Origin of the sequence: Pseudoalteromonas sp. T1lg22 (genome assembly GCF_002964645.1) — a bacterium.
Taxonomy (GTDB): Bacteria; Pseudomonadota; Gammaproteobacteria; order Enterobacterales; family Alteromonadaceae; genus Pseudoalteromonas.
The window spans coordinates 278,607-293,918 of record NZ_PQBY01000006.1 but is presented as its reverse complement, the minus strand read 5'-3'; the positions used below and the strand labels follow the sequence as shown (position 1 = coordinate 293,918).

13 protein-coding genes and 1 pseudogene are annotated in these 15,312 nt (G+C 52.4%); 5 read left to right on the top strand and 9 right to left on the bottom strand.

The window, feature by feature from the left end:
- Nucleotide 1 precedes the first annotated feature (1 nt).
- From C2M24_RS03565 to C2M24_RS03535, 7 genes are all read right to left on the bottom strand, one after another.
- Entirely contained in the window at nucleotides 2-397 is a 396-nt protein-coding gene (locus C2M24_RS03565; RefSeq protein ID WP_105213335.1) for an OsmC family protein, read from the bottom strand.
- Between the two features lie 37 nt (nucleotides 398-434).
- Nucleotides 435-998, bottom strand: a complete 564-nt coding sequence (locus C2M24_RS03560; protein WP_105213334.1) for an NADPH-dependent FMN reductase — start codon at nucleotides 996-998, stop codon at nucleotides 435-437.
- Nucleotides 999-1,105: 107 nt separating this feature from the next.
- Nucleotides 1,106-1,846, bottom strand: coding sequence for a sulfite exporter TauE/SafE family protein (locus tag C2M24_RS03555; RefSeq protein ID WP_105213333.1), 741 nt, complete (start codon nucleotides 1,844-1,846; stop codon nucleotides 1,106-1,108).
- Nucleotides 1,846-2,529, bottom strand: a complete 684-nt coding sequence (locus C2M24_RS03550) for a pirin family protein (RefSeq protein WP_105213332.1) — start codon at nucleotides 2,527-2,529, stop codon at nucleotides 1,846-1,848. The genes C2M24_RS03555 and C2M24_RS03550 overlap by 1 nt, the downstream gene beginning before the upstream one ends.
- A gap of 117 nt (nucleotides 2,530-2,646) precedes the next feature.
- Nucleotides 2,647-3,519, bottom strand: a complete 873-nt coding sequence (locus C2M24_RS03545) for a LysR family transcriptional regulator (RefSeq protein ID WP_105213331.1) — start codon at nucleotides 3,517-3,519, stop codon at nucleotides 2,647-2,649.
- 122 nt (nucleotides 3,520-3,641) lie between these two features.
- The gene (locus tag C2M24_RS03540) at nucleotides 3,642-4,067 is read right to left on the bottom strand and encodes a DoxX family protein (protein ID WP_105213330.1); all 426 of its coding nucleotides are present in this window, start codon (nucleotides 4,065-4,067) and stop codon (nucleotides 3,642-3,644) included.
- Between the two features lie 188 nt (nucleotides 4,068-4,255).
- Nucleotides 4,256-5,542 (bottom strand): cation:proton antiporter, encoded by a 1,287-nt coding sequence (locus C2M24_RS03535; RefSeq protein ID WP_105213329.1) that lies wholly within the window; start codon nucleotides 5,540-5,542, stop codon nucleotides 4,256-4,258.
- Nucleotides 5,543-5,691: 149 nt separating this feature from the next.
- Here C2M24_RS03535 and C2M24_RS03530 point away from each other — a divergent pair, with 149 nt between their 5' ends.
- Entirely contained in the window at nucleotides 5,692-6,306 is a 615-nt protein-coding gene (locus C2M24_RS03530) for a TetR/AcrR family transcriptional regulator (RefSeq protein WP_105213328.1), read from the top strand.
- A 103-nt stretch (nucleotides 6,307-6,409) separates the two neighbouring features.
- Here the strand turns inward: C2M24_RS03530 and gorA are convergent, their stop codons facing one another.
- A complete protein-coding gene (gorA, locus tag C2M24_RS03525; RefSeq protein ID WP_105213327.1) occupies nucleotides 6,410-7,771 on the bottom strand; it encodes a glutathione-disulfide reductase in 1,362 nt (453 codons plus the stop codon).
- 136 nt (nucleotides 7,772-7,907) lie between these two features.
- Between gorA and prlC the strand changes: the two genes are divergently transcribed.
- From prlC to C2M24_RS03510, 3 genes are all read left to right on the top strand, one after another.
- Nucleotides 7,908-9,947 (top strand): oligopeptidase A, encoded by a 2,040-nt coding sequence (gene prlC / locus C2M24_RS03520; protein WP_105213326.1) that lies wholly within the window; start codon nucleotides 7,908-7,910, stop codon nucleotides 9,945-9,947.
- A gap of 118 nt (nucleotides 9,948-10,065) precedes the next feature.
- Nucleotides 10,066-10,827 (top strand): class I SAM-dependent methyltransferase, encoded by a 762-nt coding sequence (locus C2M24_RS03515; RefSeq protein ID WP_105213325.1) that lies wholly within the window; start codon nucleotides 10,066-10,068, stop codon nucleotides 10,825-10,827.
- A 228-nt stretch (nucleotides 10,828-11,055) separates the two neighbouring features.
- Nucleotides 11,056-11,529: a peroxiredoxin gene (locus C2M24_RS03510; RefSeq protein WP_105188331.1), complete on the top strand. Its 474-nt coding sequence runs from the start codon at nucleotides 11,056-11,058 to the stop codon at nucleotides 11,527-11,529.
- 68 nt (nucleotides 11,530-11,597) lie between these two features.
- On the opposite strand, the pseudogene C2M24_RS03505 reads toward C2M24_RS03510, so the two are convergent.
- Nucleotides 11,598-13,716 (bottom strand): annotated as a pseudogene (locus tag C2M24_RS03505) (S8 family peptidase).
- Between the two features lie 353 nt (nucleotides 13,717-14,069).
- Between C2M24_RS03505 and C2M24_RS03500 the strand changes: the two are divergent.
- Nucleotides 14,070-15,254 (top strand): NAD(P)/FAD-dependent oxidoreductase, encoded by a 1,185-nt coding sequence (locus C2M24_RS03500; protein ID WP_105213324.1) that lies wholly within the window; start codon nucleotides 14,070-14,072, stop codon nucleotides 15,252-15,254.
- The last annotated feature ends 58 nt before the right edge of the window (nucleotides 15,255-15,312 follow it).

Genomic DNA, 15,312 nt, shown 5'->3' with positions numbered 1-15,312 from the left:
CCTATTTACAGTCCGTGGTGATGATGGTTTCTACCTGGGTCATAAGTTTATGGATTGGGCATTTATCGGCTATTTGCGCCAGCTTCTCCCGCTGCGCCGCATCAAGCTCGCCGCCCAGCATAAGGTCTAGGTGCAACTGGTAGCGTCCCTGGCGCTCCTCACTGGCATCCCGGGTGATGTCCACGGCCACATCCGTTAATGGGATCCCCGCTCTTTGGGCATACATAAGCAGGGTAATGGCCTTACATGCCGCCAGGGCCGAGTCGTAAATATCATGGGGATCCGGTGCGCTGTCGCTCTGGGGATCGATACGGGCATCGGCAAAGAGCCGATGTGGGCCGATTTGTACTTGCTGGCGATATTGGCCATCGGCCGTTTTAGTGAGTTTGATGCTCATGGTTTGGCTCCTTTTTACTGAGGCGCAAGGCTGAGTATCAGCGCATGGTTTTTAGCGCTTTGGCCCATTTTTCCAGCTCTTCTAACAGGGATTTAGCGGAGGCAGTGTGGTGTTCATTGGCAACAAAGTGTTTATTCTCATCGAGCAGGTTCCAGGGCATTTGCACCATCACGCTTTCCATCATGGGCATCATCTTTAAGGTGGTCACTAACTGTTTGGCTACCTGGGTTGAACGCAGGCCACCGGAGACGCCGCCATAACTGACGAAGCCACAGGGTTTGTAATTCCATTCGTTATAAACATAATCCAGAGCGTTGGTGAAGGACGAGGGCGGGCAAAAGTTGTATTCGGGCAGAACGAACACATAGGCATCGGCCCGGGCCACACTGCGCGACCAGGCCTTGGTATGTTCATGCTGGTATTCCTGCAGGCGCGGATGCTTGGGTTCGTCGTACATGGGCAGGTTAAAGGCGGCAATATCCACCAGGGAAACATCAAAGCCGCCTTGCTCCTTGGCAAACTCGTAAAACCAGTTGGCGACGGATGGGCCGACTCTGCCGGGTCGGACGCTGCAAATAATGACGTGAAGATTCAGGGCCATGGCTTTGCTCCTGTGAAGGTTACAAACTATCAGTATGGTGGATGCACACAAGAATGAGGAAAAAGTTTGGCGCGCCGAGCCGCTGACGGGGGAAAGTCTTAGCGTTCCTAGCTAAATATCAGCTTGGCATAGAGGACCAAGGCCAACAGCAGCAAGAGCCAGTTCATCACCCGTAAAAAATGCTGGGGATTGAACTTTTGCTGAATTTTCACTCCCAACCAATTGCCTAGCAGGGCTAATGGCACAAAGGCTAAGGCGGTGAACAGCAGGTCCAGGGTGAGCAGTCCCTGGGCACTAAAGGCCGCGAGTTTAACGCCATTCATCAGTGCAAATAGCGCCGCCGCGGTGGCCACATACTGGCGCGGGGCCAGAGCCTTGGCGGTGAAGTAAATGATCAACGGCGGTCCGCCGGCATGGACCAAGGTGCTGGCCAGTCCGGATAAGGTTGCCATAACGCGCCCGCCCCAGTCGCTTGCCAAAAAGCCATAACGAACCTTGGCAAAAAACAAGCTGCGCAGTGCAAACAACAGGCTCAGGGTAGCGATGGCGGCACTGAGCCAGGTGGCGGGAATAATTTGAATCAGCCACTGCGCTATCAATACCCCGACAACAACGCCGGGCAACAGCAGGCGGATCAGCTCGTTTTGCCATTGGCGCCAATAGCTTTTTAAGCTAAAGACATCGGCAATGATGAGAATCGGCAACATCAAGGCAATGGCATCAAGGGCGGGCATCACCAGCAGTAGCAGGGGGACGGCAAACACACCCAGGGCACCGGCAAATCCCGATTTGGAAATGCCGGTGAGCATCACCACTGCGGCGATAACGAGGAGCGTGGTGAGCGTCATCAGGGTAACTCAAACCAAAGTGCTTCAAGGGCCGAATCGGCATAAATAGTCACTGTGTCATCCTTATCCGTTGCAAAGGCATCGCCGGCTTCTAAAACCTGTTCCTGGCTGTGGGCGTGGCCGCTTACCAGGTGCAGATAACCCGTACCGGCGCTAGTCAACTTGTATTGCGCTCCCGGTTTTAGCTGCAGCCGCGAGATGCGTGCATCCTGGTTAATGCTCAAAGTACCCGGCTCCCCGGTCGGCGTCACCAGGGGCGTCAGTTCACCGCGCTGATGAATTTGCATCTGCTCGTAACTGGGCGTAATGCCGCGGAATTTTGGCTGAATCCAAATTTGTAAAAAGTGCACCGGCTCGCTGTCCGAGGCGTTATATTCACTGTGCATAATACCGCTGCCGGCACTCATACGCTGCACTTCTCCAGCAGGAACAATAAATTCATTGCCCTGGCTGTCCTTATGCTTCAAGGCTCCACTGATCACATAGGAGATAATTTCCATATCGCGATGGCCATGGGTGTCGAAGCCTTGCCCTGGCTGAACCCTGTCTTCGTTAATCACCCTGAGCGCCGAGATGCCCATATGGGCGGGGTCGTAATAATGGCCAAATGAAAAGCTATGTTGGCTTTTTAGCCAACCGAGATCAACCGTTCCGCGTTCAGTGGCTTTGCGAAAATATTTCATAAGATGTGCTCCAAACTTGAGGTGTTGAAGCCAGTCTAATATCCCGCTAAAGAGATTAAAATGAGTATAAAAAGCACATATCGTTCGTTTTAAGCGAACGCTTGTTGGGACTGCGATTTATACCCGGCTGCGTAACTCGCCAATAAAGGTCCGTGCCGCCGGCCCCAGGTTATCGCCGTCTTTAAACAAGAGATACAGTGGATGGGTGCGCTGTGCGCCGCTACTTAACGGCAGGGGTTTTAAGGTGCCATCGGCAAGGGCAGGGGTAATGGCATGCTTGGGTAACCACGCAAAGCCCAGGCCATTGCCTATCATGTCGATGGAGGTGTTGATCTGGCTAACCGTCCAACGCTGATCGGCACCCAGCCAGCCGGCATCTTGTTTCCCCTGAAGGGCTGAGTCGCGGACAACTATTTGGCGGTGGGCTTTTAAATCTTCACGGGTCAGCGCTCGGCCCAGATGATGCAGTGCATGCTGCGGGTGTGCCACGGCGATAAAGTCGATACTGCAAAGCTGTTCGCTAAAGCCATCGCCAGAGTAGGGGGAGACCGCCAGTTCTACCTGATCGTTTTGCACTAACTCCAAAGCGCCGGTCAAAATGGACTCAAACAACTCAATGCGTAATAACGGATACTGGCTGCTGGTGGCTTCGAGCACGGCATAGAGAAGATGCTGTGGCAGGGTTTGGTCGACGGCGATGCGCAGACGCGACTCAATGCCGTCGCCCAAGGTGTGGCCTATGGCTTCGACCTTGGCCGCTTCTTCCAACAGGTATTCAGCGCGTCTGAGCAGCATTTTTCCAGCGTCGGTCAGTACGGTGCGCCGCCCCTCGATATGAAAGAGCTTAACGCCGAAGGCGGCCTCAATTTTTGCGACCGCACTGTGAACGCTCGACTGGCTTTTGTGTACGCTCTGTGCGGCCTGATTAAAGCCGCCAGATTCGACGACGGCGCGAAACATCCGCCACTGTTCTAAGGTGATCCTGAGCATGAGCTAAAAAGGACGATTAATCATAGCCTAACCCTAACATGCGCTGGGTAAAAAGAAAGGTATTACCCGGCTGATAAGCGGCAAAAAGGCCCGCAGGGTGCGGGCCGTTGATTCATTTGCGGTTATTTGGCCTGACGGCGACTTAGCAGCGCATCTAGGCTGAATTTGCCCGCTCCCGAGGCCGCCAGGGCAAGGAAGCCACCGGCAATGGCGATGTTCTTATAGAACATTAAAAACTGCGTTTGGTCGTCAAGCTGAAAGTGGAACAGTAGGGCGCTCACCACACTAAAGAGTGCAAAGGCCAAGGCCGTTAATCTAGTCAGCAGGCCGGCAATAATCATGATGCCGCCAACGACCTCCAATAAAATAACCAGCGGCAGTAACATACCGGGGACACCAACCGAGGCCATGTACTGGGCCGTGGCATCGTAGAATTCGATTTTACTTAAGCCGGTAAGCACAAAGAGTGCGGTTAAACCAAAGCGCGCGAGTAGGGCACTGATGTTGGTGAGAGTCTCGTTGCTGTTAATAAGTGTGTGTAAGTTCATCTTCGTTTCCTTAATTAGGTCTCTGTGTTGCGATAAGGAAATAATAGACTCAATTTATAAGAACGAAAATTAGTAAAATCAGCGCTTACCATTCTAAAAAAACGAATGGTTGCTGGGGCGGCGTTTGCCGAAGAAGGAGCAGGGCTAATCTGGGTGAGCCTAGATTAGCCCTGAACCTGTGCCTGGGTTCAGGAATCCTTGTTTGCCGAGGCGCGGATACTGCCCTCGATCAGGGGGCGAATGGTGGACGCCTGAACAATAATGGAGAAGATCACCACCACGTAGGTTAAGGTCACCAACAGGGTTTTAATATCCGTGCCATTAACCACGGCCTGCCCCGCGGGAATGGAGGCCGCCATCGCCAGCGCAAGTCCGCCTCGCAAACCACCCCAGGTGAGAATGCGCACCGCGTTGACGTCGTACTGGCGGAAACGGCGAAAAGCGAGGTAGGGCAGCGATACACTGATAAAACGCGCCAGCAGGACAATGGGTATCATGAGTAAGCCAATGCTTATTTCTTCCCAGGTAAAGGGCAGAGTGACTAACAGCAGGCCAATCAAGAGGAATAAGAGCGCATTTAAGGCGCCTTCGATGGCATGCCAGAAGTTACGAACGTTGCGAACGCTGGTGTAGCGCGACATGGTCGCCGCTTTTCCTCGGGTTACATTACCAATAAAGATACCGCTGACCACCATGGCCAAGGCCCCGGATATTCCGAGCAGATTCGCGGTGGCAAAGCCGGCGGTGGGAATACAGATGGTGAGCAGCAGGCGAATATTGGCTTCACGACTTTTTATGATCAGTACATGGGAGACGAAGGCGAGCACCAGGCCAAAGGCGATGCCGCCAATAGCGTCGACCAAAAACAGGTGGGCGACCCCGGCTGCGGTCGGCGCGGTGCCCGACAAGGCCACGGCTAAAATGGTGGTAAACAGCACCAGGCCGACACCGTCATTAAACAGCGACTCGCCCTCTACCTGAATGGAAATATTTTCCGGCGCCTTCATCTGCTTGATGATGGCCAGCACGGCGATGGGGTCGGTAGGGCTGATCAGCGCCCCAAAAAGCAAGCAGTAGATAAAGGGCACGGGCCAACCCATAAAGCCCAGTAACTGATAGCTGAGATAAGCCACGATAAAGGTAGAGACCAGGGTTGAAAACAGCACCAGGACGGCTATTTCCTTGCGTTGCTTTTTCATCACCCTAAGGTCAATTTCCAGCGCTCCGGCAAAGAGTAACACCCCTAGGACGCCATCCAGTAGAAATTGCTTAAAATCTATTTCGGCAACCAAGTTAAAGAGTTCCTGTGTGGCGTCGGTACCAAAGACCTTACCGGCAAGAATAAGTAGCATCGACATCAACAAGGACCCGGCCGTGATGGCAATGGTGGGCTGAGTTTTCACCAGAAACTGGTTACTGAAGGCGATTAATACTGCCAGGGTCGACAGCAGGCAAAGTAGGTACCAGATACTCATAACGCATTGCTCGCAACTAGAGTAATAAAATAGAGGGGGTATTCTAGTTTTAAAACTAGAGGGTGTCATCTAATTTTCTTGTTTTTCATCGCCTGGGTGTGCTCAAATGTTTTTGATGTCCAGCAGGACCTAAGTCAGTAAAAGAGTCTATGACAAATTCGAATGCTAAAAGCACAGCCCCACGCACGCCCCAGCAGGAAAGGGGATTTCGCCGTGTGCAAATGTTACTAGATGCCGCCGCCAAAATAATTGAAGCGGATGGATTGGCAAACTTGACCATGCAAAACCTGGCGAAAATGGCACACACCTCTATCGGCTCCCTTTATCATTTCTTCTCCGACCGGGATGCGGTACTCAAGGCCTTGTTCGAGCGACACGAAGAGTCCATCGGCGATATTGTGCGTACCCTGGAAGAGGTGGATGATCAGCTGTGGTTAACCCTGTCTCCCTATGAGCTGGTTGATAAGTTGTTGCTGCCCTTTGCCAATTATGTGTGGCAGCACGGCGACTATTTACCGGTTGTGCAAGAGGTTCGTCAGCCTCATAAAAACTCCGAATTTATCCTCTTTATGACCAAGATAGTGGCCTTGCGTAACCCGGATTTATCGCCACAAGACAGCCAATTTTTGGCGATTATGGTCCAGAACATTACCGCCGGTACCATGCAGCAAGCATTTTTGCTCGAGCCAAGCAGCGTCGAGGCAACGGTGAATGAACTGCGTTTAGTGCTGGGGAGTTATCTGGCGGAAAAGGAACGAGGTTAAGGGGAATGGTGGCTGGGGCAGGAAAGATTCCTTAAGATAAAAAAAGGGCCTAGTGGCCCTCTTTTTTTAGATGAATTGCTTCGTTACTTTAGCCCAAGCTTTTCTATCTCATAGTCACAAACTCTTCCGAACCTGTTGGGTGTATCGCCACTACCGCATCAAAGTCGGCCTTGGTTGCGCCCATCTTCATCGCCACGGCAAAGCCCTGGATCATCTCGTCCACGGCAAAGCCGATGCCGTGCAGGCCGATGATCTTCTCTTCCTTGCCCAGGCACACCAGCTTCATGGCACACGGCTGACGGTGTTGAGTGACCGCCGTATACATGGCGGCAAAGTTTGAGGTATACACCTTGATATTTTCTTCGCCATGCTCGGCAATGGCCTGCTCTTCGCTAAGACCTATGGTGCCGATGGGCGGGTGGCTAAAGACCACGGTAGGAACCAGGTTATAGTCCATCTTCATATCATTCGGCAGTTCGGCATTAAACAGGCGCTCGGAAAGAATACGGCCGGCCTTAACCGCCACCGGCGTCAGCTCGATGCCGCCTTCGATAATATCGCCCACTGCATACACGCCTTCGGCCGTGGTGTTTTGGTATTCATCGACTTTCACATAACCAGACTCGGTCACTTCCACACCCGCCGCGGCAATATTAATGGCATCCGTGGTTGGCGTGCGGCCAATGGCCCAGATCACCTGGTCGACATTCTGGCTGTGGCCATTTTCGAAGTGCAGGGTCAGGCTGCCATCCGCTTCTTTAACCACCTCTTTCGGCGAGCACTCGGTGTGCAGGGTCGGGCCTTCTTTTTTCATTACCTCGACCAGGGTGTCAACCAGCATGCCATCAAAGGTGCGCAGCGGCGCATGGCGACGAACAAAGAGGTGAGTCTCTGTGCCCAGGCTATTTAATACACCGGCAATTTCTACGGCGATATAGCCGGCGCCAACAACCGCAACGCGTTTTGGCTGCTCGTTTAATTCAAAGAAGCCGTTAGAGTCGATGCCATACTCGGCGCCGGGAATATTAGGAATGGTCGGGCGACCACCCACGGCCACAAGAATATGGTCGGCGCTGTAGTGCTCGCCGTTCACTTCTACGGTTTTGTTATCGACAAACTTGGCAAAGCCATTGATCACGGTAACGCCATTGCTGGCCAGGTATTTGTTATAGCCCTGGTGGATGCGGCTGATATAGGCCTCGCGGCTTTCTACCAGTTTTTGCCAGTTAAAGTCTTTTAGCTCAACATCAAAGCCATAATCCGGTGCGTAGAGTTTAATGGCTTCGGCAATTTGGGCGCCGTGCCACATTACTTTTTTCGGTACGCAGCCCACGTTTACGCAGGTGCCGCCCAGGTGAGTGGCTTCAATCAGGGCCACCTTAGCACCGCGCATGGCGGCACGGTTAGCCGAGGCGATACCGCCACTGCCGCCACCGATGCAAATATAATCAAAGTGTTGAGACATGTTGTTTATTCCTATGAACTTTTACTGTCATATTTGGTTTGCCATACCATAGCAGAAATGAAGGCGCTGATCTGCACTTGTATTTTGCCGTATTGCCCCAAGAATGTAGGTATTAATCGTATTATGAGACTCAGTTATGACCAACCCCTTGATTGCCCTCGAAGGCTTACCACCGTTTTCAACAATTAAGCCCGAGCATGTGCAACCAGCCGTCGAGCATGGCATCAAAGAATGTAAAGACACCATAGCCCAGGTTCTTGAAGCGCAGGATTTTACCTGGCAAGGTCTGGTGATGCCTCTGGAAGAGGCCGATGACAAACTGGGCCGCTTATTTTCACCCGTCTCCCATATGCACTCGGTGGTAAACACCCCTGAGCTGCGTGAAGCGTACGACGCGGTATTGCCGCTGTTGAGCGAATACAACACCTTTGTGGGTCAGCATCAGGGCCTGTTCGATGCCTATACGGCACTGGCCAACAGCGATGAATACACTCGCCTAAGCAAGGCGCAAAAGAAGGTCATAGATAACGCCCTGCGCGACTTCAAATTATCGGGCATAGCTCTGAATGACGAAGATAAAAAGCGCTATGGCGAAATCGTCAGTCGCCTGAGTGAGCTCAGCGCCAAGTTCGGCAACAATGTAATGGATGCCACCTTGGCCTGGCAAAAGCATATCACCGATGAAAGTGAGCTGGCCGGTTTGCCCGAGTCGGCAAAAGACCTGGCGGCTCATACCGCCCAAAGCAAAGAATTAGAAGGCTGGTTGTTTACCCTGGATATCCCCTCGTACCTGCCGATCATGACCCATGCGGATAACCGCGAACTACGTGAAGAAGCCTACACCGCCTTTGTTACCCGCGCCTCGGATCAGGGCCCTAACGCCGGCGAATATGACAACAGCGCCATTATGGACGAAGAGCTGAAACTACGTCATGAACTGGCGCAGTTGTTAGGCTTTGAGAACTATGCCCAAAAGTCACTGGCAACCAAGATGGCCGACTCAACGGAGCAGGTATTTGGCTTCCTCAATGACCTGGCCGCCAAGTCTAAGCCGCAGGCGCAACAAGACTTACAGGAGCTGCGCACCTATGCCGAGCAAACGCACGGTGTAACGGCGCTGGAAGCCTGGGATTATGCCTATTACAGCGAGAAGCTAAAGCAGGAAAAATATGCCATCAGCGACGAGCAACTGCGTCCGTACTTCCCTGAAGACAGGGTTCTGAGCGGCTTGTTTAAAACCGTTGAAAAGCTGTTTGCCATTCGTGTTGAAGAGCAAAAAGAATTTGATACCTACCATAAAGACGTACGCTTTTTCGAGATTTACGACAGCAGTGATACCCTGCGTGGCCGTTTCTACCTCGACCTCTATGCCCGCGAGCACAAACGCGGCGGCGCCTGGATGGGCGACTGCATGGGCCGCAAGGTGCGTTTAGGCGGACAATTGCAAACTCCGGTGGCCTACTTGGTGTGTAACTTTAACCGTCCGGTGGGCGATAAGCCGGCGCTGTTTACCCATGACGAAGTGGTCACTCTGTTCCATGAGTTTGGCCATGGTCTGCACCATATGCTGACTCAGGTAGATGCCGCCGCCGTTGCCGGCATTAACGGTGTCGCCTGGGATGCGGTGGAGCTGCCAAGTCAGTTTTTAGAAAACTGGTGTTACGAGCAGGAGGCGCTGGCCTTTATCTCGGGTCATTATGAAACTCATGAGCCTTTGCCGAAGGAGTTGTTGGATAAGCTATTGGCGGCGAAGAACTACCAGTCGGCGATGCAGATGGTGCGCCAGCTTGAGTTCTCCTTGTTTGATTTTCATATTCATGCGGACTACGACCCGAGCAAGGGCAGCGAAATTCAGGCCATTCTCGATCGCGTGCGTGAGCAGGTGTCGGTGATAAAGGGGCCAAGCTTTAATCGTTTCCAGCATAGCTTTAGCCACATTTTTGCCGGTGGCTACAGTGCCGGTTACTACTCTTACAAATGGGCGGAAGTACTCTCGGCCGATGCCTTCTCTAAATTTGAGGAAGAGGGTATCTTTAACGCCGACACCGGCCGTGCTTTCTTAACCCATATCCTTGAGCAGGGTGGCTCGGAAGAGCCGGCGGTGTTGTTTGAGCGTTTCCGTGGCCGTGCACCAAGCGTGGATGCCCTGCTGCGTCACAGTGGCATTGCCGCTTAAAGCATCAACAATGGCCTAGTCAACTATTTAGCCGCACTTTTCACTGTATTTAAGTGATCGGTGCGGCTGAAAATCCTGATATCATACTCCCTCAACAGCCACTTCCACGGAGAAAGTCGTGCACATCTATTGCCGTATCGATGCCGCGCAAGCCTATTGCGATACCCTAAGCCCGCGCTTTAAGTTGGATGAATGTCCACTCGATGAGCAATTTTACCTGCAATACGATGAGTTGGGATTGGCCTTATGCAAGCGTGACGAGCCTAAGCTCACGCCCATTCGTGTCGACTTTGTTGAAGGCGCCGCGGCCCACCGTCGTAAGTTTGGTGGCGGCAAAGGCCAGGCCATTGCCAAGGCCGTCGGCCTGAATAAGGGCGCCACGCCTCATGTGCTCGACGCCACCGCCGGACTTGGCCGCGATGCTTTTGTACTGGCTTCGCTCGGCTGCAAGGTCACCTTGTTTGAACGCCACCCCGTGGTCGCGGCCCTGCTGTATGATGGCTTGGAACGCGCCTACCTGGATGCGGAAATCGGCCCCTGGATGAAGGAGCGTATGCATCTGCATCATGGCAGCAGCCATGTGCTGTTAGAGAAGCAACCCCTTTCCGAGGGGGAAGTTGATGTGGTGTACCTCGATCCCATGTTCCCACACCGGGAAAAATCCGCTCTGGTCAAAAAGGAAATGCGGGTATTCCAATCCCTGGTGGGGGATGACGGTGATGCCGATGATCTGCTGACGCCAGCGCTGCACCTGGCGAGCAAAAGGGTGGTGGTTAAACGCCCGGATTATGCGCCGTTTTTAAACGAACGCACCCCCAGCACCCAGATCAAGACCAAGAAAAACCGTTTCGATGTGTACGTGAATGCGGCCATGAAATAACGGCTTCACAGACCCGGGAATATCCGGGTTTTGTTTTTTCATTCTCTTGCCATAAAGACTTAATATTCCGCGTGCATTAATATTGATCTAAGAGATAAGCAGACGCGTCTCTATGTTTACGCAACAGCCACCCGGTAAAGCTTGCAGCAAATTCGTCTTAGTCTGGGTTTAAAAGCGTAAGAATGGCCCAAGATATACCCTGATTCTATAACCAAAAAGGAAGTCATTATGATTGCCCAAGGTCAAAAAATTCCAGCCGCAAGCCTGACACAACTAGGCGAGCAGGGGCTGAACCATTTCACTACCGACGAGTTGTTCGCCAATAAAAAAGTGGTGCTGTTTGCCGTACCCGGTGCCTTTACACCGACCTGCTCGGCGGCGCATTTGCCAGGCTTTGTTGTTCTGCGCGAAGAGTTTACTGCAAAAGGCGTTGATGAAGTCATGTGTGTGTCGGTGAACGATGCCTTTGTTATGAAGGCCTGGGGCGAGAGCCAGAATGCCGATCGTATTCGCATGCTGGCCGATGGCGATGCCAGCTTTACCAAGGCCCTGGGGCTGGATAAAGACACGGGTGACTTCGGTGGCGTGCGTTCAACACGCTATGCCATGGTGGTAGACAATGGCGTGGTTACCCAGCTGTTTGTGGAAGAAGACAAGCAGTTTGAAGTATCTAAAGCCGAGCATGTACTGGCGAACCTGTAATTAGGGCTAGTTTTGCACGCATAAAAAAGGCCGCATCAAGCGGCCTTTTTGCTGGGTAGGAGAATATCCTAAGGGTTATATTGCGCGTTTAATGTCACACCAGAGAAGGTCTGGTAAGCATTAAGGCTAATATGCCAGGTACCCGCTTGTGGGTTGCTAAAGCTACAGCTTTCGTTGTTGCCGCCTTTATAAGGACGACAGTCATAGCTGCTGGCCGTAGGCTGTGCGCCAAAGCGAACAAATAGGTCGGCATCACCTGTACCACCTGAGATGTTTACATCCAAGGTGCTCATGCCCGCAGGCACTTCCAATGTGTAGTGTTTCCACTGACCCGCCGATGCTGAAATATCGGAAACGGTACCGCCACCACCTGTGCCCGTGCCACCACCTGAGGTGGTTAGCTCACCCAATAGCGATGCATTGCTGTAGGCGCTGTAACCGCGCAGCATCACGTAGTAAGTGCCCGCCGTTGGGTTGTCGATGCTACAGGTTTCGTTGTTACCGTTTTGGTACGGTCGGCAATCATAGCTTGATGTGGTTGGCGCGCTGCCCGCCTTAACATACATGTCCAGGTCGCCGCTGCCACCGCTGGTGGTGAAGGTCACGTTAGTGGCGCCCGAAGGTACCGTCATGGTGTAGGTTGTTTCAGAGCCTGCTGCGCCGCTTAAACCAGTTTCTGCCGTGCCCGGAGTCAGCTCATTGCCGCCGCTTGGTGGTGGCGTTGTACCGCCGCTTGCCTGAGCAACCGCAGCCGCCGCATCAACGATACCGGTACCACAGCTGGTACAGGTTGCGCTAAAGCCCTTGGTGGTCGACTTCAGGATGCTTTCGATTTCATCCGGTGTCGCCGTGGGTTTAGCTTGCTTGATAAGCGCAGCCACACCCGCAACGTGTGGTGCCGCCATAGAGGTACCTTGTGAGTAGTGGTAGCTGTCGCTTGAAGGTGAGGTTGAGCCCGAGTTATGGGTAGACAAGATACCTTCAGGGTCGTTAGCGAAGCTTTGTGCGCCACCCGGAGCCGCCACGTCGATGTTTGAACCATAGTTTGAGTAGTAGGCACGACCACCGTTACGGCCAACCGAAGCCACGTTGATTACGCCGCTACAGTTACCCGGGTTGTAGTTTGCCGAGTTGTCGTTGTCGTTACCGGCAGCGATAACAATCGCAGTGCCGTTGGCACGTGCCTGGTTGATGGCATTTTGCGTAGTTGAGCTACATGAACCGCTGCCACCTAGACTCATGTTGATCACATCCGCTGGATTAGCGTTGGCTGGTACGCCCGATACCGAACCACCTGAGGCCCATACGATGGCATCGGCGATGTCTGATGTTAAACCACCACATTTACCCAGTACACGAACCGGCACAACTTTGGCGTCATAGGCAACACCGGTTACCCCTTCGCCGTTGTTGGCAACGGCCGCAACCGTACCCGCTACGTGAGTGCCGTGCCAGCTAGAGCTGCTGGCATTATGGCTGTAGCCACATTCGTTCGCAGTTACCGCATCACCCGGATCCTGGGCGTCGCTATCACGACCGCCGCCATCGTTGGCAACGAAGGTGTCAGAGATCATGTCATAACCAGGGAGGATATTGGCGTTTAAGTCGGCGTGTGGGCGGTAACCCGTATCAAGCACGGCCACGGTTTACACCGGCACCGGTTGCAAAGTCCCATGCCGCTGGTGCGTTAATGCCTGCGGCCGCTTCATAGTAGTGCCACTGATCGCCGTAGCGTGGGTCGTTCGGTGTGGCGAACGGCTTTAACATCTGGTCGATTTCGATGTATTCCACTTCGCCGCTGGCAACCATGTCTTGCATGAACTGCTGTGCTTCTTTCGCCGATAGTTTTTTATCAGCACGGATCACGTGGTGATTTTGCAAGGCCATTTCTCGCACGTATTGAGCGCGAGCCTGGCCACGATTGGTTTTAAAGCCATCAACAAACTTCTTCGCACGGGCCTTGCCATTGCCCGGCATGGTCGCAGCACTGGTGCCTAGCTCGGCGTTGTCTTTGTACTTGATGATAAAGCGCGTGGTTAATGGCGATTGGCCTTTTAGTTTGGCCTGAGTTTGTGCCAGTGTCGCCTGTTGCGGCGCCGTCACTTCTTGAATGTCATTCGCGTAGAGGGCCGATGAGCTAAGAGCCATCGGGATTGCTAGCGCGAGGAGTGTTTTTCTAGTTGTCATAAGAGTCCCCATTTATTTTTAGTTTGTACCCAAATAGTACACTTCGCAGAGGATGGTAAATTATTTGTTAATATTATTGCAATAACTTTTGGATATAAAAGGGGTACTGGTTGTTATATCTGGCCGTATATACGTTTAAAATTAATCTGTTAGTATCTTTATTTTTGATTTTGTTGGTTCTTTTGTATTGTTTTTTGCTGGTTGATTCTTGCTCTATTGTTGCCTTGGCTGCAATTTAGACCGAGGCATTTAGGCGTTTTTTTTATCGCGCAGCCAGGCTAGTCTTTAATTAGCAAATATCTTTGTCGGCCCTGGCTTGGTAGAATAGCGGCGGTTTTTCTAGGGGTGATGCTGTGATTAAAAAAGATGTGGTGATTATTGGTGCCGGTGCTGCGGGTTTAATGTGTGCAGCGCAAGCGGGTTACCGTGGCCGCGATGTAGTGGTGGTCGATATGGGCAAAAAGCCCGGCCGTAAGATACTGATCAGCGGCGGTGGTCGTTGTAACTTTACCAACGAAAATGCCAGCCCCGAAAATTACCTCTGTACGAATCCACACTTCGTAAAATCTTGCTTGAGTCGCTACACTCAGCGCGACTTTATCGACCTGGTCGACCGTCACGGTCTGCAATACCACCACAAAACCCTCGGCCAATTGTTCTGTGATAACAGCGCCCAAGACATCGTCGATATTCTTATGACCGAATGTGAGTGGGCGGGCGTGAGTGTGCAGTTGCGCAGCGAAGTCATCAGTGTTGAAAAAACCGAGCAAGGCTACATAGTCACAACGGGCACGCACACCTATGAATGTGAATCCCTGGTGGTGGCATCCGGTGGCCTTACCATGCCAAAACTGGGCGCCACGCCAATCGGTTATAAAATTGCCGAGCAGTTCGGCTTAAAGGTGTTGCCTACCATGGCTGCCTTGGTGCCATTTACCCTGCACCAGCATGATAAAGACCGTTTTGATGGCCTATCGGGGATCAGCGTCGATTGCCTGGTGACAAGCGAGTGCGGCACTCAATTCCGTGAGAATATTCTCTTTACTCACCGCGGCTTATCGGGTCCTGCCATTTTGCAGATTAGCTCATTTTGGCGCGCAGGGCAGGCAGTGAGTATTAACTTACTTCCAACCCTAAACATCACCGAATGGTTAGAACAACAACGCCAGCAAAGCGCACAAAAGTCATTGAAAAATGCCTTGGCGACTATTTTACCGAAACGTTTTGTGGAAATGCTGCACGACACCAAAGCCATCCCAGATGCCAATATCAATCAGCTCACGCACGGCCAAATCGCCGCGCTGCATGACTACTTGCACAACTGGCAAATCAAACCCAATGGCACCGAAGGCTATCGCACCGCAGAGGTGACATTAGGCGGCGTGGATACGGATGAGCTCAGCTCAAAAACCTTTGAAGCGAAAAAAGCCCCTGGCTTGTACTTTATCGGTGAAGTCACCGACGTCACCGGCTGGCTCGGCGGCTACAACTTCCAATATGCCTGGAGCTGCGGCTTCGCCTGCGGGCAGTATTGTTAGGTGTATTCTGCTATTAAAAAATGAGACATTACTAATAGTAAAAGAGACAATTTTATAA